Here is a 22,699-nt window from a genome sequence, read left to right as displayed (position 1 = left end):
GCCTACAGGAGACGTGTCGTTCCGGCATCTTATTATTTGCCAATCATGGTGGACATGGTCTGGGCGATAAACTGTGCTCTGGCACCGAAAATCACCTGAATTCCGTTATCACCCACGAAGACCACGCCGCGTGCGCCGAGTCCGTTCAGGCCATCTTTATCCACTGCATCACTTTTTGCCACTTCCAGGCGCAGACGGGTGATACAGGAGCCAACGGAGTCGATGTTATGTGCACCGCCCAGCAGGGTAATGATTTCGGTGGCGAGTTCAGAATCGGATTTATCATCCGCGCTGGCGGTCACTTCGGTACGGCCCGGCGTTTTCACGTCAAAGCGACGGATCACGAAACGGAAGGTGAAGTAATAAATCAGGCCCATCGGAATACCAATGATAATGGCATTGAGGAAGTTGGTCTGATAGCCGTTGAATGACGGCAGGATCCCGAACGACAGATAATCGATAAAGCCTGCCGAGAACGACTTGGCGATATGGGCGTGCAGCAGATACATGGTCATGTACGCCAGGCCCGCCATAATGGCGTTAAAGACGTAGAGGATCGGCGCGACGAAGATGAAAGTGAACTCCACCGGCTCGGTGATCCCCGTCAGGAAGCAGGTGAGTGCCGCAGAGAACAGAATACCGGCCGCGATTTTTTTATTTTTGGTATGCGCTTCATGATACATCGCCAGACACGCCGCAGGCAGGGCAAACAGCATCAGCGGGAATTCACCCTGCATGAACTTACCGGCGTTCTGGTAGGTGTCGCTGCTGAAGGATTTCACACCTTCTTCCAGCATCTTGAACCAGATGGTCTGGTCGCCGTGGATCACCTGGCCCGCCTGAGTGGTGTAATCACCAAATGAATACCAGAAAGAGGGATACCAGATATGGTGCAGACCGAGCGGGATGAGGGCGCGTTCGACCAGACCGAAGATAAAGGTTGAGGCGGCCTGATTATCGCCGTTCACCACCACGGAGAGCGCGTCGATGCCTGCCTGAATGTGTTGCCAGACGTAGGGCAGCAGCAGACCGAGCAGGAACGAGAGAAACGCCGTGGCAATCGCCACAAAGCGTTTGCCGGAGAAGAAGCCAAGGAACTCCGGCAACTGCATGGTGTGGAAACGGTTATAGCACCACGCCGCCAGAATACCGCAGATAAGCCCGCCAAAGACGCCCATCTGCAGCGTCGGGATGCCGACCACCATAGCGTATTTACCGCCCTGAGAGGCCATTTCCGGCGTAATGCTCAGCACGGTACTGATGGTGATATTGGTAACAAACACCGAGACGGCGGCAGACAGTGCGGCAATGCCGGATTCCGATGCCAGACCCACGGCGGAGCCAATGGCAAACAGCATGGGCAGGTTATCAAAGATAACCCCACCCGCGTTCATCATCAGCGGCAGGTGAAACTTATCGCCAAAGGCCAGCAGCAGGCCCGCAGCGGGAAGCAGTGAAATTGGCAGCATTAAGGCGCGACCAATCATCGATAACTTAGACAGCGATTTAACAAACCCTGATATCAGACTCATGCTGATTTCCCCCGAGAAGCGCTTTTTTTGGCGCTGTTATTGTAAGTAGAACGTTTTAGTAGAACGTTCTACTTATCGTGGGCAAAGCGTGAAAAACGCGCAACACAATTTTCACTTTTCAACAGATGAAATAGTGATTATTTGAAGTTGATCGATAATTAACCGTGATGGGTGTGGGGGGATTTTTTTATCCCCTCTCCCGACCGGGAGAGGGTTAGGGTGAGGGCATCAGACGGCTCAGGCCGTAACGGTCACGCTCTGACCTTCAAAGCTGACGGTCTGACCGGCAACAATCTTGCAGCGCTTACGCGTTTCTACCACGCCGTCGACGAAAACCAGCCCGTCGGCAATGGCAATCTTGGCCTGCGCACCGCTCTCGCTCCAGCCTTCCAGCTTCAGCAGATCGCACAGCTCAACGTGTGGATGTTTACCTAATGAAAATGTCGCCATGTTACGCGTCCTCTACGTCGTGATACTCCTCGCATGCCTGCAAGGTATTCTGAATCAGGGTTGCTACGGTCATCGGGCCTACGCCGCCCGGTACCGGGGTGATGTAAGAGGCACGCGCTGCGGCATCTTCATAAACCACGTCGCCAACCACTTTGCCGTTTTCCAGACGGTTAATCCCGACGTCCACGACAATCGCCCCTTCCTTAATCCATTCCCCGGGAATGAAGCCCGGCTTACCGACCGCGACGATCAGCAGATCGGCATTCTCGACGTGATGACGCAGGTTTTTGGTGAAGCGGTGGGTCACGGTGGTGGTGCAACCGGCCAGCAGCAGCTCCATGCTCATCGGACGGCCCACGATGTTGGAGGCGCCAATCACTACGGCGTTCAGTCCGTAGGTGTCGATGTTATAACGCTCCAGCAGCGTCACGATGCCGCGTGGGGTGCAGGGACGCAGGCGCGGCGCGCGCTGGCACAGACGGCCAACGTTATACGGGTGGAAACCGTCCACGTCTTTATCCGGCGCGATACGCTCCAGTACCTTCACGTTGTCGATGCCTGCCGGCAGCGGCAGCTGGACCAGAATACCGTCGATCGCTTTATCGGCATTCAGGGTGTCAATAAGTTCCAGCAGTTCTGCTTCGGTGGTGGTTTCCGGCAAATCGTAAGAGCGGGAGACGAACCCCACCTCTTCACACGCTTTGCGTTTGCTGCCGACATAAATCTGCGATGCCGGGTTGCTACCAACCAGCACAACGGCAAGCCCTGGTGCGCGAAAACCAGCCGCTTTACGCGCCTTCACTTTTTCCGCGACCTCAGAGCGCACCTGCTGCGCAATCGTTTTACCGTCAATAATCTTTGCTGCCATCAGAGAGAAGATTCCGTCTGTAACGTTTGAAAGGGGGGATGGCCTGTATTTTGTCAGAAGCGAGCGCCGCTGTCAGTCACCCTTTGCGAGTTTTCCTCCGGCGGGCGTAAAGACCCTTCTCGGGTGATGGTCAATTTCTTAGGCGGGATTAGGATGTGACCTGGTAAAATGGCAGCGTTTTGACATATTTAAAAATAGTTTCCTGAGCTACTTTGTCTCCTCCGAAATAAGCTTTCAATTTTTTCAATTGAACGTATTTCTTATTCCCGATAATTCGCGGGAAGGGTTATTTACATTTTAAAGGAATAGACATGAAACTCAGCAACATTGCTTCTACTGTTATTGCTTCACTTGCCCTGGTCGCGGGTGCCGCTCACGCTGCCGATCCGGTTACGCCAGTTTCCGTAAATGGCGGTACCGTGCATTTTAAAGGTGAACTGGTTAATGCTGCATGTTCAGTAAATACCGATTCTTCCGAGCAGACCGTTAATCTCGGTCAGTACCGTACCGCGAAATTCACCAAAGTGGGTGATACCACCACCAATATTCCATTCACCATCGAACTGAACGATTGCGATCCGCTGGTGGCGAAAACGGCTGCTGTGGCGTTCACCGGTCAGATCGACGCAACTGACAAAACCCTGCTGGCAGTGACTTCAGGTAGCAACGACAACACCGCGAAAGGTGTAGGTATCGAGATCCTCGACAGCAAATCCAGCGTTCTGACGCCAGACGGTGCCACCTTCTCTGCTGCGCAGAACCTGATCCAGGGCACCAACACCCTGAACTTCAGCGCGCGTTATAAAGCCACTGCTGCGACCACTGAACCAGGTCAGGCAAACGCTGACGCCACATTCGTTATGAAATACGAATAATTCCTCCGTACAGGGATGTTTTGGCCTCAGGGATGAGGCCCGTCATACGCTCAGGCCAGGAACGAAGGATGACAAGGACAGGAACACTACTGCTGTTAACCCTTGCGATGGCTTCCCAGGCATTCGCCCATACGGTGGTGATTGACGGCGGCAAAGTACACCTCCGGGGTGAACTGGTGAACGGCGGCTGCGCCGTGGCGCCGGACAGCCAGAATATGCGCATCGATATGGGACAATACCGGACCAACTCGTTTTCCGGGGTGGGCAGTTTTTCCACCGTAAATGTGCCTTTTACCGTGCGGCTGCTGGATTGCAGCGTGGATGTCTCACGCACCGTCGGGATCCAGTTCCAGGGCATCACGCCCGCGGAAGACCCGCAGGTTTTTCTGGCGACATCGCGCCCCGGTGAAACACCCATCAGCAGCGGGGTGGGGCTGGCACTCTTTGACGAACAGCAGCGTCAGATTATCCCCAACGCCACGGCGGTCAGCTGGCTGCCCATTGATACCCGCGAGCTTGCGTTTCATTTTAGCGCCCGATATCGGGCTATTTCCGAACACCTTGTGCCAGGCAATATTCAGTCGGATGTCTGGTTTACGTTGATTTATCCATAACACCTGCGAACACATTATTAAAGGTACGGTTTTGATGAATACCCTAATTAAACCAGGACTGATTTTATCGTTTATTTTAATGATGGTTTCTGCAAGCGCGAATGCGTCCGGCGGTATTGCACTTGGAGCCACGCGCGTTATTTATCCGGCAGATGCTAAACAAACTTCACTGGCGATCACCAACAGTAACAAGCAAGAACGCTATTTAATTAACGCGTGGATCGAAAACGCAAACGGGCAAAAAGAAAAAACCTTTGCCGTCACGCCACCGCTGTTTGTCAGCGAGCCGGACAGCGAAAACACGCTGCGCATTATTTACGCCGGGCCTGCGTTGCCTGCCGATCGTGAATCGCTGTTTTACATGAACGTGAAAGCGATCCCGTCAGTGAACAAAGCCAAAACCGAAAACAACAACGTGCTGCAACTGGCCATCCTGTCGCGTATCAAGCTGTTTGTGCGCCCGAATAACCTGGCAATGCAGCCGGAAGAGGCGCTCTCTCAGCTGCGCTTTGAGCGCGTTGGCTCGCATCTGAAGATCAGCAACGCCTCACCGTATTACATCACGCTGGTCAATCTGAAGCTGGGCGGACAGACGCTGGATAACATCATGATTGCGCCAAAAAATTCGGCACAGCAGGCGCTGCCGGCTGGTGCGGGCGGTACGCTCTCCTGGCAGAGCGTCAATGACTACGGTGCCATTACTCCGGCGCGTAGCGTCAACCTGTGAGCAGAGTCAGGGCGATGAATAATCATCAATGGCGTTACTGCCCGGTTGCACTGGCGCTGATGGCAACGCTCTGGCCGCAGTCGGGCTGGAGCGAAAGCTACTTTAACCCGGCCTTTTTGTCCGACGATACCGCCAGCGTGGCGGATTTATCGCGTTTTGAACAAGGTCACCAGCAGGCACCCGGCGTGTATCGCGTGGATATCTGGCGTAACGATGAGTTTATCGCGACCCAGGACGTGCGCTTTGAGCAGGCCGACGATACGCCACCGGTGGCGGGCGGACTGGCGCCGTGCATCACACGTAAAATGCTGGAACGGTTTGGTGTTAACCTCGCCGCGTTTCCCGAGCTGGTAAAGGTGCAGGACGACACCTGTGTCCCGCTGGCGACAGCGATCCCCGGCAGTCTGGTCGCATTTAACTTCGCCTCGCAGCGTCTGAATATCAGCCTGCCGCAGGTGGCGATGCAGAACAGCGCCCGTGGCTATATCCCGCCTGAACAGTGGGATGAAGGGATCCCCGCCGCGCTGTTGAACTACAGCTTTACCGGCAACCGGGGAAGCGAGGATGACAGCTACTATCTGAACCTGCAGAGCGGGCTGAACTATGGCGCCTGGCGTTTACGCAATAACGGCGCCTGGCGTTATACGCAAAACAACGGTCAGCGGCACAGTAACTGGCAGAACATTGGCACCTGGGCGCAGCGCACCGTCATTCCGCTCAAAAGCGAGCTGGTGCTGGGCGACAGCAATACCGGCAATGATGTCTTTGACAGCGTCGGTTTCCGCGGCGGGCGGCTTTTCTCGTCCGACAGCATGTACCCGGACAGCCTGCAGGGCTATGCGCCAACCGTGCGCGGTATCGCCCGTACCCCGGCCAAAGTGGTTGTTCGCCAGAACGGCTATGTTATCTACCAGAGCTATGTCCAGCCTGGCGCGTTTGCCATTACCGATCTGAACCCTACCTCCTCAAGCGGCGATCTGGAAGTGACCGTAGAAGAGAAAGACGGCAGTCAGCAACGCTATACCGTGCCGTACTCCACCGTGCCGCTGTTGCAGCGTGAAGGTCGCTGGAAGTATGACCTCGTGGCCGGGGATTATCGCAGCGGTAACAGCGATCAGGACACGCCGTTCTTCACCCAGGGCACGCTGATTACCGGTCTGGCCAATGGTTACACGCTCTACGGCGGTACGCAGCTGGCGTCGCGCTATACCGCGGTGGCCATTGGCGCCGGGAAAAACCTCGGTGACTGGGGGGCTGTGTCGGTCGATATCACCCATGCCCGCAGCCAGCTGGCGGATGACAGCCGCCATGAAGGCCAGTCCCTGCGTTTCCTGTATGCAAAATCACTCAACGGATTCGGCACCAACTTCCAGCTGCTGGGCTATCGCTACTCCACGAAAGGGTTTTACACCCTGGATGATGTGGCCTGGCGTTCGATGGAAGGCTATCAGTATGCCGACAGCAAGGATGATGACGGCGTGCCGGACGTGCAGAGCTATCACAACCTGACGTGGAACAAAAAAGGGCGCTTCCAGCTCAATATCTCTCAGTCGCTGGGTGATTACGGCTCAGTCTATGTCTCCGGCAGCGAGCAGACCTACTGGGGCACCAGCCAGTCGAACCTCTGGTATCAGCTCGGCTATGCCGGAGGTGTAAAAGGGATCAACTACTCCCTGTCATGGTCGTGGAACAAGTCCGTCGGGATAGAGGGCACGGACCGGATCGCGTCCTTTAACGTCTCGGTGCCGTTCAGCCTCTTTACCCGTCAGGGATATCGCCGGGACAGCGCCATCGACCGCGCTTACGCCACGGCCTCAGCCAGCCGCAACAGCGACGGTGATACCAGCTGGCAAACCGGGGTCAGCGGCACCCTGCTGGAAGATCGCAACCTGAACTACAGCGTTACGCAGGGGCACACCAGCACCAACGGCTCAAGCGGTAGCGCCAGCGCAAACTGGCAGGCGACCTACGGCACGCTGGGGGTGGGCTACAACTACGCGCGCGATCAGCACGATCTCAACTGGCAGCTCTCCGGTGGGGTGGTGGGCCATGCCGACGGCGTCACCTTCAGCCAGCCGCTGGGCGACACTAACGTCCTGATCAAAGCGCCGGGAGCCTCGGGCGTCAGCGTGGAAAACCAGACCGGGGTGAAAACCGACTGGCGAGGCTACGCGGTCATGCCGTATGCCACCGTCTACCGCTATAACCGCGTGGCGCTGGATACCAACTCCATGAGTAACAACACCGACATCGAAAATAACGTCAGCAGCGTAGTACCGACCAAAGGTGCGCTGGTGCGCGCCAGCTTCGATACCCGTATCGGCGTGCGTGCCCTGCTGACCGTGACCCGCGGCAACCAGCCTGTGCCGTTTGGTGCCGTGGTCCGTGAAACCCAGAGCGGGGTCACCAGTATGGTGGGCGATGACGGGCAGATTTACCTGAGCGGGCTGCCGCTGGAAGGGGAGCTGCTTATTCAGTGGGGCAATGGGATGCAGTCCCAGTGTCGTGCGCACTATCGTTTATCGCCTGAAAGCCAAAACCAGGCCATTACCATGGCGGGGGCAAGCTGTGACCGTTAACAGGAACCCAAAGATGCGCAGTTTACGCAATGTGTTTAGCTTAGCGCTGCTCTGCAGCACGATGCCCGCGTGGGCGACGGTTTGCCAGAACGCCACGGGTGTGCCGAAGGATATCTCATACGATCTTTCAAACGTCTTTAACAGCTCCAATAACAAACCGGGGCAGATTGTGACCCTTGCGCAAAAATCCGGGCTGGTGGGCGTGAACGCCATTTGCCCTAAAGGAACAACCGGAAAGTCCACGATGCGTAGTTATGTCACCAGCCTGCCGATAACGACGGTAATTGATGGCTATAAGTATGTGAAGCTGAATGACTACCTTGATGGCGCAATGCAGATCCACGATGACTACGCGGGCACCTTCTATCCACCGTCAGACTACATTCAGATGGGGCAGCACCCTAACGTTCCGAACAACAAAGCGTTTCCTGTCACCGATTCGAAGCTGGTCTTTCGTCTGCGGGTCACACGGCGGTTTATCAACATGGTGGTGATCCCCCAGCAGACCATGTTCACCGTCTATGTCACCACCACGTCATCCGATCCGCTGAATACGCCGGTCTATACCATCAGCTACAGCGGCACCATTCAGGTACCACAAAGCTGTGCGATTAACGCCGGGCAGGTGGTGGAGTTTGATTTTGGTGATATTGGCGCGTCGTTGTTCAGCCAGGCGGGGGCCGGCAATCGTCCTCAGAACGTCTCACCACAAAGCAAAACCATTGCCATTAAGTGCACCAATGTGGAGGCCAATGCGTATCTGACGATGCGCATCGAGGCGGAAAAAATCTCGGGCAATGCGCTGGTTTCCGATAACCCGGATTTAGGGTTTGTCGTGGCGAACGATAGCGGTACGCCTCTGACGCCTAACAACCTGAACAGCAAAATTCCGTTCCGTCTGGATGACAGCGCGCAGGCGCAGGTGGGGATCCGGGTCTGGCCGGTGAGCATTACGGGGAATAAGCCAGCAGAAGGCCGGTTCACCTCTCGCGGCTATCTGCGCGTGGATTACGATTAAGGGGAAGAGATGGGGAACTGGAAATGGCCTTTCGCTGCGCTGGCCCTGACGATGTGTCAGGCAAACGCGTGGTCAGCCACAGCGCTGGGCGAGATCAATATTCAGATGTACGGCAATATCGTTGATTTTACCTGCGTGGCAGAGGGCAGCGACAGTGACAAGACCGTCACTCTGGGCACCTGGCCGACGAAGCAGCTCAGCACCACGGGGAGCCGCACGCAGCCCATGCCCTTCACGCTGAAGCTGACAGGCTGTCCGCCAGGCTCGGCATCAATTACGTTTTCCGGGAAAACTGACGGGAGTGACAGCGGATTGCTGGCGTTGAATGACGCCAGTACGGCGAATAACGTCGCGGTGGAGATCAGGGATGCGGATAAAACACGTCTTGCGTTACAGCAGGCCAGCCAGCCGGTGGCGGTAGATGCGCAGGGTAATGCCGTGTTGTCATTTTATGCTAATTATATTGCCACAGCGGATAACCCCCGGCCCGGACGCGCCGATGCGGATGCCACATTTATGATTAATTATAATTAGCGCTGACCGCACTCCCTGCAACTCAGATAAACTGCAGGGAGTGAATTCAGGTTATAGCAGCTCGTGTGCCTTGGCGTAATCAATTAATTCCACAATGCTTTGCACACCGAGCTTGGAATAAATATTGGATTTGTGCGCGCTAATGGTTTTGTTGCTTAATAGCAGCTGTTCGGCAATTTCCTTATTCGATAAGCCATTCGCCAGATACCGCAGTACGGTGACCTCACGGTTCGATAATGGCATATCGGATGCCATCCCTTTCCCTGAGCCCAGATGATTAATAAAGTTCAACGTTTCCGACGGGAAAAAAGAATAGCCCATCAGAATCATTTCCACGGCGTTGTAGATCTCACCTAAATCTTTTCGTTTACTGACAAACCCATTTGCCCCGGCGCGGATGGCGCGGCCCGCGTAAAAGGACTCCGATTTGGAAGAGAGGAACAGGACCTTTATGTCTTTGTTTAAGTTTCTGATTCTTTTCAATAAAGCGAAGCCATCGGTGCCCGTAAGTTCAATGTCCAGGATCACCAGATCGATGGCGTGATTGCGGATACAGTCGAGAACTTCATGGCTGTCGCCAGACTTCAGTTTGACTGTGATATTTTTATTTTTCTGTAGCAGGACTTCTATCGACATTCTGACGATAGGATGTTCGTCCATAATGATAACGGATGCCGGTTTCATTTTTTATGCCTCAGATTGTTAAAAGCGTTATGCTGAGTTTGGTTCAAACTCTCGAAATGCCGGAAGGATAAATTTGCAGATCCTTATAGGGTGGTATTTCCCTGGAAAGAGCGAAAGCATCCTTGTTAACGTAGTGGTAATGTCATTGCCTCAGCGCGGTCATCTCATTTGGCTGGTGGCGGCAAAAAGGTTTTTCTTATTCATAATTGGTACGCGTCTTATTATACCGTGTAAGTTTTCTCCGAAAAGCCTGCAGATTAATTCATGATTATTGATTTGTATTATCTTCTGGATCTGAATGGCTATTTTTTTAAATTTAGCGGAAATGTCCTGTTATTCCATTTACCGCATCTTTTCATCTTTATGTAATAACAAAAAATAACAGATACCACTATATGTTGCAAAGTTGTTAATGAAATGACGGGGCAGTAAAACGTCTCACCTGCTGCTGAAGTGGCGTGAATTTGCACAGATAGCGCGTCTCATCCTCATCCTGATAGCTCTCCCCGATATCAGAAAAATACTATGCCGGAAGAGCAAAATCTTCTGCGGCCTTCGCTTTAAGCGCCAGGGGCGTGCAACCAAATTGCTTGTTTTTACATCATTATCATCCTGTTAACGGAACCATCAATCCCTTAACGCATGGATGAAAGTGCTGCACTTTACTTATTCTTTAATATTTCACGTGGTTCAGAGTCAGAAATTAGGAATAGTTGTAATTTCGAGATTTATGTTAACGGTTAACATAAAATTAACATTTTCAGTAAGTAACTTCCTAAAGATCTTTAGGAAATAAGGGGTTAGGTTAAGAGTAAAACGGGCAGTCGGAGAGATTATTGAGAAGATGCAGCAGTTCCTGGCGATGGCTAAGCCCGAGCTTCACCAGAATGCAGCTCAGGCGATAGATAATGCGGCTGTAGGGGCGATTCTGCAGCAGGGCGATCTGACGTAGTGACTTCCCCCGCGACAGCTCCTGTAAAATGGGCCACTCGCCGCGAGAGAACCACTCTTTACTGGAGCCCTGTGGAGGGCTAATGTCCATCAGGCTGTGCTGGAGTGCCGCCGCCGTTGACTGGCGTTCAAGGACATGAAACGGCCCCGCCGCTTTACAGAACAGACGGGTGTCGTAATTATCCGCCCTGACCAACAGATACGGCGTGAGAAAGGGCGGATACAGGCTGTGTCTTCTCAGCTGATCCAGCTTTTCCATAAGCGCCGTGGTGCGGCTTTCAATATCTACCACCAGACGGGCTGCAGGCCACTGGTTGAGCGCCTGAAAGGCTTCGTCCAGCGTCGGGTAGTCGCTACAGCTGCTCAGGGGAAACTGGCCGTTCAGAAAACCGGTGCGCAGGAAATGATCTTCCGTGACCAGAATAATAAAGGGCGCGTCTGTTTTGCGATGTTGGTGGATGGACTGGCTCAAAAATTCGAGCCGGTCGAAAAAGGGGGGAGCAAAAGGCGAGTGCGTAAATCCCAGTGCATCACTTCCTGTACGCCGCCGCCGGTAACGGCGCACTGTCATTCGCATGGCTTCCCTCCTGGAAATGGCTTTTTATTCCTCCGGCCATGTCCAGGACGGCCAGTAGTACCCCTGGCCGAGTCCTGCTCCTGCCTGTCGTGCCCGGCTATGATCCTTTTCAGTCTCAATACCTTCAATAAGCACGTTGTCGGCAAGCTGAAAGCAACGTGTCACCAGTTGCCCGAGCGCAGGGGTGGCGCGTAAACGCCAGAATGCTTCCTTGTCGATTTTTATGCCGGTTAACGGCAGCCGGCAGGACAAAAACGGTTGGACGATCGCTTCATCAATATCATCCAGCCAGATACCGTGGCCTTGTCTTCTGAGCTGCAGCAGGCGCTGGTGAACGTCCTGCCGTTTTGTGTCAGACAGCGCCAGAAAGCGTGCCGGGTCGACAATTTCTATATTCAGCGGTGCGGCAGGCAGCCGGAGAAGCCGCTGAAAGGCGTCCGGCTGCGTTAATACGGTTATCGGCAGATTGACGTAAAGATTATGACAGTGCGGGGTATTTTTTAGCGCGACAAGTTGCGCTTCAAGCAGCGTAAGTGACCACTCCGCAGACCGATCGTTGAAAAATGCTTCGCTTTGCTCTCTTGCTGACAGAACGCTCAGCACTTCCACCCCAACCTGGCGCTGCGAGGAGAGGGCGATGATAGGCTCAAGTTTGATGCCCGCGATATCGTGAGAGAGGTGCTGTAAGCTGGGGGACGTATCGATCAGGTTTTGCGCTGTCACTCCATTGTCCTGTTGTCTGTCAGCCTCCAGGCGGCCGGGATACCTCACACTAGTGTGACGAGCTGACGCTCAGGAAAACAGCAGGCGTTACTTAAATGCAGCTAAGCCTTTTCGCAGCGCTAAATTCTACGAAAGAAAGGCCGGGAATGTTGAAAAAACAGCCATATTTACAATCAGCTAGCCCTAATCGGAGGTGAAAACGGAAAAGGCATTGACTCACCTGCCATTGACCGTATAATTCTTCGCGTTTCACCACCGCGAAGTTCACTCTTCTCAGTGCGCCCTTAGCTCAGTTGGATAGAGCAACGGCCTTCTAAGCCGTAGGTCGTAGGTTCGAATCCTACAGGGCGTGCCATTTAGTCTCAGCGCTTAATCCAGCCCACTCTTCCCCAGACCGACCAACCGCTACCGAACCTTCACTCTGTGCCTGCTTTTAACCGTCTGATTTGCGTGGTTAATTTCAGATGTGTATCATTCTGAACCCGGCTCTGTAGCCTGTCGGTCAGAACGTTTGTTCCGCCATCGACCGGTCATTGGCGTAGTTCCAGTCAGGGCCACCATACCGCCACTAGCTCATCGGGAAGAGCGACAACCAGGATGTTGTAGTACGGGGTTCGAGGCTCCGGTGGCGGACCAACGCCGACTTAGCTCAATAGGTAGAGCAACTGACGTGTAATCCGTAGGTCACCCGTTCGATTCCGGTAGTCGGCACCCTATTTATGGCTTCCCCGTGGGATGCCTCCGGCACGACATTCGTTTCACTGTTGTACATGCCAATCATGAAGGACATTTATGTGGTATCTACTCGCAACTTCGCTTGCCGCACTTTCCCTGAATAAAAGCCTGGCTTACCTGATGCTGGGGTTAACGGCATTTCTCGGCTGGAAACAGAGCATTCTTGACGCCCCGGCGCTGCTGGTGATTGCATTAATCGTTATTGGCTGGTCTGTTGTTGAATGGCTACGTAATAAAAATAATAAATATACTTATCTGGTCGAGGGCCTGTGCGTGGTCATCGCCGTTGCCCTGGTTTTGCATGCGATCCCTGGCTTCCATAATCCCAAAGTGCTGGACGCTGTCGTTGTTGGTCCGCAAAGCATGCCGTTCAGTATGTACTTTAATATGGACAAGGCAGTGGTGCCGTTCTTTTTAATTACGTGCATGCCAACGTTATTCGTAGCAAAACCCCTTTATAAAGCTGGCAAGGTAGGCTGGGGAATATTGGTATTGGCGATACCCGCGCTGTTACTTCTGGCTGTTGCGTTGGGCGGGCTGAGAATTGAGCCGCATGCGCCAGAATGGTTTGCTCAATTTGCCCTTGCGAATATTTTCTTCGTCTCTTTGGCCGAGGAAGCCTTGTTCAGAGGCTATCTGCAGCAGCGCTTGTCCCGGGTTGTGCATCCTGTTGTAGCACTGTTGATTGCCTCACTCATTTTTGGGCTAATGCATTATAGCGGCGGTTTACTGCTGATTATTTTTGCCAGCCTCTCCGGTATTATTTACGGCCTGGCGTGGATGTGGAGCGGCAGGCTCTGGGTTGCAACGTTCTTCCATTTTGGGCTGAACTGCGTGCATTTATTGTTCTTCACCTATCCGATGTACGCCCCTCACGCGTCGGTGTGATGCTTTTTAAAATAGTGGCCTTATATATTTGGCTGCCTCCGGATAAGCATAAAAAGCCCCGAAGCATCGGGGCTTTTTTTATATATGCCGCGGGCATGAATAACACATTTACCTTCGCGTCAGAATAAATAGAAGGCTAATGAATTTCATTGTTGGCAGGCTTAAGGTTTTCTTAATCTAAAAATTATCTCGCATTAAAATTTGGGTTTTTATCATTCTAAAATCTGCTAAAAACGAATTTTACACTTTTACGTCTAAACTCGATTGATAGTAATTATCATTAGCGTTGTTGTATGCTTTAATCCTGTCCCACACAGCCCTTTGTTGTTTATCACGTTGGTCTATTAAGGATATGTTCATGAATTCTCGCCTGCTGTCATGCTTCTCGCTTGCCCTGTTGTCTTCATCACTTTTCCTTTCAACTCAATCGGTTGCCGCTGATAACAACGAAGGTATCGTTGTTTATAATGCGCAGCATGAAAATCTGGTGAAGTCGTGGGTAGACGGTTTTACCAAAGAAACGGGTATTAAGGTCACGCTGCGTAATGGTGATGACAGCGAGCTGGGCAACCAGCTGGTGCAGGAAGGCAGCGCATCGCCTGCGGATGTATTTTTAACTGAAAACTCGCCGTCAATGGTGCTGGTTGATAACGCCAAACTGTTTGCGCCATTAGATGCAGAGACATTAAAGCAGGTACCGGTGGAGTATCGTCCGGCACACGGTCGCTGGATCGGGATTGCCGCTCGCAGCACGGTGTTTGTCTATAACCCGGAAAAACTGAGCGAGCAGCAGCTGCCAAAATCGCTGATGGATCTGGCTAAACCCGAGTGGAAAGGCCGCTGGGCTGCCTCTCCGTCAGGAGCCGATTTCCAGGCGATCGTCAGCGCAATGCTGGCCCTGAAAGGCGAGCAGGCCACCCTTGAGTGGCTCAAAGCGATGAAAGCCAATTTCGTTGCCTATAAAGGCAACAGCACCGTTATGAAAGCCGTTAACGCCGGTCAGATTGATGGCGGGGTGATTTATCACTACTACCGTTTTGTCGATCAGTCCAAAACGGGTGAAAACAGCAAAAACACTAAGCTCTACTACTTCAAACACCAGGATCCGGGCGCCTTTGTTAGCCTCTCCGGCGGCGGCGTGCTGGCGTCCAGCAAACACAAAGCGCAGGCACAGGCCTTCATTAAATACATCACCGGCAAAGAAGGGCAGGAGAGCCTGCGCACCAATAACGCCTTTGAATATGCGGTGGGCGTGAACGCGGCCTCTAACCCGAAACTGGTGCCGCTGAACGAGCTGGATGCACCGAAAGTGGAACCTTCCACGCTTAACAGTAAAAAAGTCATCGAGCTGATGACGCAAGCTGGCCTGCTGTGATCCTGAGAGTAAAGTAAACGTCCTATGTCTGGTCTGAGTCTCGACATCGGCAAAAACAGAGTGCGGGAGCCTGCCCGCAGGCGTCCTGCGCTGCCGATGGTTGCGTTAGCTGTCCTGTTTTCATTAATGGCGCTTCTGCCTTTGGGCTTTATCATTGCCATTGGCATTGAGACGGGCTGGGAAACCATTAAGGCGTTGGTGTTTCGCCCGCGTGTTGCTGAGCTGCTCAGCAACACGCTGTGGCTGACGGCCTTAGCGGTGCCACTCTGTATCGTCACCGGCGTGGCGATAGCCTGGCTGACGGAACGTACTCAGCTGGCCGGGCGGGGGATCTGGTCTGCGCTGGCGGTGGCCCCGTTGGCCATCCCCGCGTTCGTGCAAAGCTACGCCTGGGTGAGCGTGGTGCCTTCCATGCACGGGCTTTCTGCGGGCGTGTTTCTCTCCGTGTTAGCCTACTACCCGTTTATCTATATGCCCGTGGCGGCGGTGCTGCGTCGTCTGGATCCAACGCTTGAAGATGTTGCCGCTTCGCTCGGCACGCCGCCGTGGCGGGTCTTTTTTCGCGTGGTGTTACCGCAGCTTAAGCTCGCGATTTGCGGCGGCGCGCTGCTGGTGGCCCTGCATCTGCTGGCGGAATATGGCCTGTACGTGATGATCCGCTTTGATACCTTCACCACCGCCATTTACGACCAGTTCCAGTCGACATTCAGTGGCCCGGCGGCAAACATGCTGGCGGGGGTGCTGGCGCTATGCTGTCTGGCCATCTTGCTGCTGGAAGGGGTCACCCGCGGGAAAGCCCGTTATGCGCGCATCGGCGCAGGGGCGGCACGTGAACAGACGCGCTGGCCGCTAAAGCCTGTTGCAGCGGTGTTGGGCCAGCTGTTTTTCCTCGTGCTGATTGTGCTGGCGCTGGGCGTACCGCTCATTGTGCTGTGTCGCTGGATATGGCTTGGCGGCGTACAGAACTGGATGAGCGCCGATCTCTGGCACTCGCTGCGCCAGACGCTGATGCTCGGTGTGGGCGGCGCGCTGCTGACCACCGCCTGTGTCATTCCCATCGCCTGGCTCGGTATCCGTTATCCGCACCGCATCTTCCGGATGCTGGAAGGGTGCATTTACATCACCAGCTCTCTGCCGGGGATCGTCACCGCCCTCGCGCTGGTCACGGTCACCATTCACTATGCACGTCCGATTTATCAGACCGAAATTACGCTGTTCCTGGCTTATCTGCTGATGTTTATGCCCCGTGCGCTCATTAACCTGCGGGCCGGGATTGCCCAGGCGCCGGTGGAGCTCGAAAACGTGGCGCGCAGTCTGGGCAGCACGCCCGCGAAGGCATTGTGGAGCGTCACCATGCGATTGGCCGCGCCCGGTGCGGCGGCAGGGGCGGCGCTGGTCTTCCTTGGTGTCAGTAACGAATTGACCGCGACGCTGCTGCTCTCCCCGCTGGGAACGCGCACGCTGTCCACCGGTTTCTGGGCGCTGACCAGCGAGATCGATTATGTTGCCGCTGCGCCTTACGCCATGCTGATGATTTTGATTTCACTTCCGCTGACCGCCATTCTTTATATGCAGTCCAAAAAAATTGCAGGGCTATGAGATGCTTGAATTAACGTCCATTTCTAAATCGTTTTCCGATGCGCAGGTGCTCGACAGCTTAAACCTGAGCGTCGCGCCGGGAAGCCGGACGGCGATTGTCGGGCCGTCAGGGTCGGGTAAAACCACGCTGCTGCGTATCCTTGCCGGGTTCGAAACGCCGGATAGCGGACGTATCGTGATGCAGGGCCGAACCCTGTTCGACCAGAACAACTTTATTCCCGCGCATCTGCGTAAAATTGGCTTTGTTCCTCAGGAGGGGGCGCTCTTCCCGCATCTTAATGTGGCAGACAACATTGCCTGGGGATTAGACGGTACCCGCCACGAGAAGCGCCAGCGCGTGGAAGCACTGATGGAGATGGTCTCGCTTGACAGACAACTCGCCACGCACTGGCCGCATGAGATTTCCGGCGGCCAGCAGCAGCGCGTGGCGCTTGCCCGCGCGCTGGCGCAGCGTCCTTCCCTGATGCTGCTGGATGAACCCTTCTCGGCGCTGGATACCGGCCTGCGCGCCATGACGCGTAAGGCCACGGCTGACCTGCTGGCGGAAGCGGGCGTGGCCTCGATCCTGGTGACTCACGATCAAAACGAAGCGTTGTCCTTTGCCACGCAGGTGGCGGTCATGCGATCCGGACGTTTCACTCAGGTCGGCACACCTTATCAGGTCTATAGCCAGCCCGTGGATGAAGAGACGGCGCTTTTCCTGGGGGATGCGGTGATCCTGCCTGCTCAGCTCGCCAGCGGCTATGCGCTCTGCGCGCTGGGCGAGGTGCCCACGGATAATGCCCAGGCGACGGGGCAGGGCAGAGTGATGTTGCGCCCTGAGCAACTGCACGTGACGGCATGCGCGGCGCACGAAAGCCCGGTGTCGATTGTTGATGTGGATTTCACCGGCCAGCTCTCCATGCTGACGCTGGCGTTAGCCGGACAAACGGAGCCGATTACCCTGAAAACCGTCAGTCAGCCTGGATGGCACCCGGGGGCGGCGGTGCGTATTGATATTGCTGGTACGGCGCGCGTTTTTGAATATTCTTAATGTTCGTTAGTAATTTAATCCAACGGGTTGTTATAAAAGAATTTTCCTTAACGTGTGGCATTTCCTGAGATTCTCTACCATGCTCATAAAACCTCACCATCATGTGTGAGGTTTTTCGTAGTTGCTGATTAATCTCAAGGAAAAAAGGTTATGAAAAAGACGACTGCTATTTTGCTGGGAACGGCGTTTCTGTTTACCACCAATACCTTTGCGGCTGAACTGCTGACGAAAAATGAATTCGAGAAAGTCGAATCGCAGTATGAAAAAATCGGTACGGTAAGCACTTCAAATGAAGTCTCTATTGATGATGCAAAGAAAGAATTGATTGAAAAAGCAGATAAAGAAGGTGCCGACGTACTGGTGCTCACGTCAGGTAATACCAACAACAAAATTCACGGCACGGCCGATATTTACAAGAAAAAATAATGTCCTGCAGCCATCCCGGATCCGGGGTGGCTGTGCGTCACGCTTTTCCTCTGTAACACCTCTCTCTTCCCCGGCTTCATTTAACCCCCTGTCCTCAGGCCGAAACGCGCGGTTACACTTGCTAACGCAGATATAATGCGTATAGTTCTCATTTGCATTACACATAAACTTTTCTAAGGCCCGACAACGGGCTATTTTTGCGCGCACATTTAATGAGTCCATTATGAATAACACCAGAATGCATAAAACACTGCTGGCGCTCGCCGTTGGCGCAGTGACCCACGCTGCCCTGGCGGCAGAGGCAAAGCCAGAAGACACCATGGTCGTCCAGTCTGCCACCGGGCCTGATTTCACTCCCGGCGGTGACCAGCTGGTGCCCGCCTTCCTGGATGGACAGGTGGCAAACGGCGGCCGTCTGGGGATGCTCGGCCAGCAGAATGCCATGGACGTGCCGTTTAATATCATCAGCTACACCTCGAAGCTGGTGGAAGATCAGCAGGCGAAAACCATTGCTGATGTGGTTGCCAACGATGCAGGCGTGCAGTTCGTGCAGGGTTACGGTAACAGCGCCGAAACCTTCCGTATTCGTGGCCTGAAGTTTGACGGCGATGACATGACCTTTGGCGGCCTGTCCGGCGTGCTGCCGCGTCAGGTTGTGGATGCCCAGATGGTCGATCGCATTGAAATTTTCAAAGGGGCAAACTCGCTGATGAACGGCGCGGCAAGCTCCGGCGTGGGCGGGATGATTAACCTTGAGCCAAAACATGCGGGCGACGTCCCGCAGGCGAAAGTGGGCGTGGACTACACCTCCGACTCACAGATTGGCACCACGCTCGATGCTGGCCGACGCTTTGGCGACAACGACCAGTTCGGCGCGCGCGTGAACCTGGTTCACCGGGAAGGGGAAACCGGCGTGCCGAACGACCGTCGCCGCACCACGCTGCTCTCCACCGGTCTGGATTACAAAGGCGACGATTTCCGCACCTCGCTGGATCTGGGCTATCAGAAGAAAACCTTCCACGGCAGCCCCACCAGCGTCAACATTTCCGCCGTGGACTTTGTGCCTGAGCCGCCGAAAAACGATCGTAACTTCTCGCAGAAATGGGCCTACAGCGACATTGAAAACGAGTTCGGGATGTGGCGCAGCGAGTACGACATCACTGACAACTGGACGGCCTATACCGGTCTCGGCGCGCAGCACGCGCACGAAGAGGGGATCTACAGTGCACCGAAGCTGGTGGACAAGAGCGGTAAGGCCACGGTCAGCCGTCTTGATACCAACCGTATCAGCGATTCCGTCAGCGGTATGGCGGGGATACGCGGTCACTTCACTACCGGCTTTGTCTCGCACAAGGTCAACGTGGGGTATTCCGCGATGACCAAAAACGAAAAAATCGCCTGGAAAATGTCGGCGACGGCGGATAACCTAACCACCAACATTTACCACAACACCGGCGTCGCGATGCCGGACAGCTCCAATTTCAACGGCTCTGGCGGCAAATACAGCGATCCGCTGACCAGCGGGCGCACCCGCACTCAGGGCTGGCTGCTGAGCGATACCCTGGGCGTGCTGGATGACAAGCTGCTGTTTACCGCTGGTGCACGTCATCAGAAAGTGGTCATCCGCGGGTACAACAAAATTACCGGTGCGGAAAACGACGCGGACGGTTTTGACGGCAGCCGCTGGATGCCAACCTACGGTGTGGTTTATAAACCGTGGGAGGAAATTTCGCTCTACGCTAACCACACCGAAGCGCTGCAACCGGGTAAAAGCGCGCCCAACACGGCCACCAACTACGGCCAGAGCACCGGTATCGTTCACTCTAAGCAGAATGAAGTGGGCGTGAAGGCGGACTTTGGTCGTGTGGGCGGCTCCCTGGCGCTGTTTGAGATCAAAATGCCGTCGGCGATCCTCGACGACAGCGGTCACTACGGCCTGGACGCTGAGCAGCGTAACCGTGGCGTAGAGTTGAACGTCTTTGGCGAGCCAATGCTCGGGATGCGTCTGAACGCCAGCGCCACCTGGCTGCAGGCCGAGCTGACCAAAACCAAAAACGGCGTGAATCAGGGCAACGATGCCATTGGTGTCCCGAACTTCTATGCCGTGCTGGGCGCAGAGTACGACATCAAACCGATTGAGGGCCTGACGGCTACCGCCCGCGTCAACCACTCCGGCACGCAGTACGCCGACCTCGCGAACAGCAAAAAGCTCGACAGCTATACCACGCTGGATCTGGGCATGCGCTATCGCTTCGCGGTGAACCACAATGAAAACCAGATGACGGTGCGCGCGGGCATCGACAACGTGACCAACGAAAACTACTGGTCCAGCGTTGACGATTCCGGCACCTACATCACGCAGGGCGAACCGCGTACCTTTAAGGTCTCGGTTGGCTACGAGTTCTAAGTGTTCCACCTCGTTATCCGGGGCAAGGATGCCCCCATCCTTCCGTACCTTGTTATAAAATTGTAATAAAAGCTTCTTACACTGGCCTCCAGACCTTTACCTCTTGGCCAATGACAGGAAGCCGCTATGGGCAGACCCCTCAAATCCGTATTTAAAAAAGAACATCGCGACGATATCACTAACCGCAGCGCTAACCCGGTATTCTCCGAGGTTGCGGAGGTATTCCTCTCCCGCCGCCGTTTTTTACAGATGGGCGCCGTGGCGGGTGCTGCCGCTTCATTCCCTTTTCTGATCAAACCTGAAAGCGCCATTGCCGCAGTATCAAAGCCTTCTGCACTGGCAAAAGCGGTTTCCCTGGGCTTTACCAGCATCGACGTATCCACGGAAGATACGGTCAGGGTGCCGGAAGGCTATATCGCCCGTCCGTTTTATCGCTGGGGTGACCCGACGGGGATCAAGAACAACATGCCGGCGTTTAAACAGGATGCCAGCAACACCACCGACGAACAGGCCGTGCAGGCGGGCATGCACCACGACGGGATGGCGTGGTTTAGCCTGCCGCAAGGGAAACAAAACCCGGAACATGGCCTGCTGGCGCTGAATCATGAGTACATCGATAACGGGATGCTGTTTACCGACGGCACGGCCAACTGGAATCTCGACAAGGCCCGTAAGGGGCAGAACGCGATGGGCGTGTCGGTGGTGGAAGTGAAAAAATCGGGCAGCGACTGGCAGGTGGTTCGCCCGTCTTCGTATGCCCGCCGCATTACCGTCAATACGCCGATGCAGCTTACCGGCCCGGCGCGGCATCAGGACTTAATGAAAACCGCCGCTGACCCGCAGGGGGAACGCGTGCTGGGCACCATGCAAAACTGCGCCAACGGCCATACGCCGTGGGGCACCTATCTCACCTGCGAGGAGAACTGGTCGGATATTTTTGTCAAAAAATCCGATCTTAATCCGCTGGAAAAACGCTACGGCATCAGCGACAGCGATGAATCCTACCGCTGGAACGAGGTGGATGAGCGCTTCAGCGTCGATAAAACCCCTAACGAACCCAACCGTTTCGGCTGGGTGGTGGAGATTGATCCCTACGATCCCACCTCCACGCCGCGCAAGCACACCGCTCTGGGACGCTTCAAGCATGAAGGTGCCGCCGTCACGCTCGCCGCCGATAACCGCGTGGTGGTCTATATGGGGGACGACCAGAAGTTTGAGTACATCTATAAATTCGTCTCGGACAAAAAATACGATCCTGCCAACCGTGAAGCCAATATGCAGCTGCTGACGTCCGGCACGCTGTACGTTGCCCGGTTCAACGAGGAGGGGAGCGGCGACTGGCTGCCGCTGATCTTCGGGCAGAATGGCCTGGATAAAAGCAACGGTTTCGAAAGCCAGGGCGATCTGCTGATCAAAACCCGTCTGGCGGCCGACGTGGTGGGGGCGACGAAAATGGATCGTCCAGAGTGGATTGCGGTCGATCCGCACGCCAGCGGCAGCGTCTACTGTACGCTCACCAACAACAGCGATCGCGGGAAGGAGGGCAAGGCGCCGGTCGATGCCGCCAACCCGCGTGCCAACAACGTGTTTGGTCATATTATGCACTGGCACGAAGAGGGAGCCGATCCGGCCGCCGCTCGCTTTAAGTGGGATATTCTGGTGATGGCCGGGCGTACCGACAGCGACGATCCGAAGGCCAAAGGCTCCATGCAGGGTGCAGCATTCGGCAGCCCGGATGGCCTGTCGTTCGATCACCAGGGCGTGCTGTGGATCCAGACCGATGTCTCTTCCAGCACCATTAATAAGAAAGCGTACGAAGGGATGGGCAATAACCAGATGGTGGCTACCATTCCGGGCACCAATGAGTATCGCCGTTTCCTGACCGGCCCACGCGGGTGTGAAATCACCGGGATTGCGTTTACGCCGGACAACCGCACGCTGTTTATTAACATTCAGCATCCGGGAGAGGGCGGGGATGATATTACCGACCCGGCCAATCCGCGTGCTGTTTCCAACTGGCCAGACGCGAACCCGAACGGACGTCCGCGTTCGTCGACGGTGGTGATCACCAAAGCGGACGGTGGGATCATCGGTTCGTGACGTT

Annotated in this window: 19 protein-coding genes and 2 tRNA genes; 15 read left to right on the top strand and 6 right to left on the bottom strand. The window is 54.8% G+C overall.

What is annotated here, in order from left to right; translation table 11 throughout:
* Positions 1–32: 32 nt before the first annotated feature.
* The 3 genes from EQV24_RS10555 to folD form a co-directional block, all read right to left on the bottom strand.
* The gene (locus tag EQV24_RS10555) at positions 33–1,532 is read right to left on the bottom strand and encodes a PTS transporter subunit EIIC (RefSeq protein WP_014830936.1); all 1,500 of its coding nucleotides are present in this window, start codon (positions 1,530–1,532) and stop codon (positions 33–35) included.
* A 237-nt stretch (positions 1,533–1,769) separates the two neighbouring features.
* Entirely contained in the window at positions 1,770–1,982 is a 213-nt protein-coding gene (ybcJ, locus tag EQV24_RS10550; RefSeq protein WP_013095928.1) for a ribosome-associated protein YbcJ, read from the bottom strand.
* A gap of 1 nt (position 1,983) precedes the next feature.
* Entirely contained in the window at positions 1,984–2,850 is an 867-nt protein-coding gene (gene folD / locus EQV24_RS10545) for a bifunctional methylenetetrahydrofolate dehydrogenase/methenyltetrahydrofolate cyclohydrolase FolD (RefSeq protein ID WP_130626553.1), read from the bottom strand.
* Positions 2,851–3,161: 311 nt separating this feature from the next.
* Here folD and fimA point away from each other — a divergent pair, with 311 nt between their 5' ends.
* The 6 genes from fimA to sfmF all read left to right on the top strand — a co-directional run bounded on the left by fimA (position 3,162) and on the right by sfmF (position 9,197).
* Positions 3,162–3,725, top strand: coding sequence for a type 1 fimbrial major subunit FimA (gene fimA, locus EQV24_RS10540; RefSeq protein WP_013095930.1), 564 nt, complete (start codon positions 3,162–3,164; stop codon positions 3,723–3,725).
* Positions 3,726–3,793: 68 nt separating this feature from the next.
* Positions 3,794–4,339, top strand: a complete 546-nt coding sequence (fimI, locus tag EQV24_RS10535; RefSeq protein ID WP_013095931.1) for a type 1 fimbrial protein subunit FimI — start codon at positions 3,794–3,796, stop codon at positions 4,337–4,339.
* A gap of 34 nt (positions 4,340–4,373) precedes the next feature.
* Positions 4,374–5,066: a type 1 fimbria chaperone FimC gene (fimC, locus tag EQV24_RS10530; RefSeq protein ID WP_013095932.1), complete on the top strand. Its 693-nt coding sequence runs from the start codon at positions 4,374–4,376 to the stop codon at positions 5,064–5,066.
* 14 nt (positions 5,067–5,080) lie between these two features.
* Complete coding sequence (locus tag EQV24_RS10525; protein WP_013095933.1) at positions 5,081–7,645, top strand: fimbrial biogenesis usher protein; 2,565 nt, start codon at positions 5,081–5,083, stop codon at positions 7,643–7,645.
* A gap of 13 nt (positions 7,646–7,658) precedes the next feature.
* Positions 7,659–8,663 carry a type 1 fimbria D-mannose specific adhesin FimH gene (fimH, locus tag EQV24_RS10520; RefSeq protein WP_020685033.1) on the top strand — a complete coding sequence of 335 codons (1,005 nt, stop codon included), beginning with the start codon at positions 7,659–7,661 and terminating at the stop codon, positions 8,661–8,663.
* 9 nt (positions 8,664–8,672) lie between these two features.
* On the top strand, positions 8,673–9,197 hold the full coding sequence (gene sfmF, locus EQV24_RS10515) for a fimbria assembly protein (RefSeq protein WP_013095935.1): 525 nt from the start codon (positions 8,673–8,675) through the stop codon (positions 9,195–9,197).
* A 51-nt stretch (positions 9,198–9,248) separates the two neighbouring features.
* Here the strand turns inward: sfmF and fimZ are convergent, their stop codons facing one another.
* From fimZ to EQV24_RS10495, 3 genes are all read right to left on the bottom strand, one after another.
* Positions 9,249–9,881 (bottom strand): fimbria biosynthesis transcriptional regulator FimZ, encoded by a 633-nt coding sequence (gene fimZ, locus EQV24_RS10510; protein WP_013095936.1) that lies wholly within the window; start codon positions 9,879–9,881, stop codon positions 9,249–9,251.
* A gap of 805 nt (positions 9,882–10,686) precedes the next feature.
* A complete protein-coding gene (locus tag EQV24_RS10500; protein ID WP_023622262.1) occupies positions 10,687–11,409 on the bottom strand; it encodes a response regulator transcription factor in 723 nt (240 codons plus the stop codon).
* Positions 11,410–11,433: 24 nt separating this feature from the next.
* The gene (locus EQV24_RS10495) at positions 11,434–12,132 is read right to left on the bottom strand and encodes an EAL domain-containing protein (RefSeq protein ID WP_029882622.1); all 699 of its coding nucleotides are present in this window, start codon (positions 12,130–12,132) and stop codon (positions 11,434–11,436) included.
* 278 nt (positions 12,133–12,410) lie between these two features.
* On the opposite strand from EQV24_RS10495, the gene EQV24_RS10490 reads away from it, so the two are divergent.
* From EQV24_RS10490 to EQV24_RS10450, 9 genes are all read left to right on the top strand, one after another.
* Positions 12,411–12,487, top strand: a tRNA-Arg gene (locus tag EQV24_RS10490).
* 283 nt (positions 12,488–12,770) lie between these two features.
* Positions 12,771–12,843: transfer RNA gene (locus tag EQV24_RS10485), tRNA-Thr, on the top strand.
* Between the two features lie 81 nt (positions 12,844–12,924).
* A complete protein-coding gene (locus EQV24_RS10480; RefSeq protein ID WP_038418833.1) occupies positions 12,925–13,755 on the top strand; it encodes a CPBP family intramembrane glutamic endopeptidase in 831 nt (276 codons plus the stop codon).
* A gap of 358 nt (positions 13,756–14,113) precedes the next feature.
* A complete protein-coding gene (locus EQV24_RS10475; protein ID WP_130626552.1) occupies positions 14,114–15,130 on the top strand; it encodes an iron ABC transporter substrate-binding protein in 1,017 nt (338 codons plus the stop codon).
* A 24-nt stretch (positions 15,131–15,154) separates the two neighbouring features.
* Positions 15,155–16,729 carry an iron ABC transporter permease gene (locus EQV24_RS10470; protein ID WP_062856602.1) on the top strand — a complete coding sequence of 525 codons (1,575 nt, stop codon included), beginning with the start codon at positions 15,155–15,157 and terminating at the stop codon, positions 16,727–16,729.
* A 1-nt stretch (position 16,730) separates the two neighbouring features.
* Complete coding sequence (locus EQV24_RS10465) at positions 16,731–17,762, top strand: ABC transporter ATP-binding protein (RefSeq protein ID WP_038418837.1); 1,032 nt, start codon at positions 16,731–16,733, stop codon at positions 17,760–17,762.
* A 150-nt stretch (positions 17,763–17,912) separates the two neighbouring features.
* Positions 17,913–18,188: a DUF1471 family periplasmic protein YahO gene (yahO, locus tag EQV24_RS10460; RefSeq protein WP_013097697.1), complete on the top strand. Its 276-nt coding sequence runs from the start codon at positions 17,913–17,915 to the stop codon at positions 18,186–18,188.
* Between the two features lie 223 nt (positions 18,189–18,411).
* Positions 18,412–20,595, top strand: coding sequence for a TonB-dependent siderophore receptor (locus EQV24_RS10455; RefSeq protein ID WP_130626551.1), 2,184 nt, complete (start codon positions 18,412–18,414; stop codon positions 20,593–20,595).
* A 126-nt stretch (positions 20,596–20,721) separates the two neighbouring features.
* The gene (locus EQV24_RS10450; protein WP_130626550.1) at positions 20,722–22,695 is read left to right on the top strand and encodes a PhoX family phosphatase; all 1,974 of its coding nucleotides are present in this window, start codon (positions 20,722–20,724) and stop codon (positions 22,693–22,695) included.
* Positions 22,696–22,699 lie beyond the last annotated feature (4 nt).

The organism is Enterobacter sp. A8 (assembly GCF_004296595.1).
In the GTDB taxonomy this organism is placed as follows: Bacteria; Pseudomonadota; Gammaproteobacteria; order Enterobacterales; family Enterobacteriaceae; genus Enterobacter; species Enterobacter cloacae.
The sequence above is the reverse complement of the archived record's forward strand: the minus strand, read 5'-3'. Positions and strand labels throughout refer to the sequence as shown.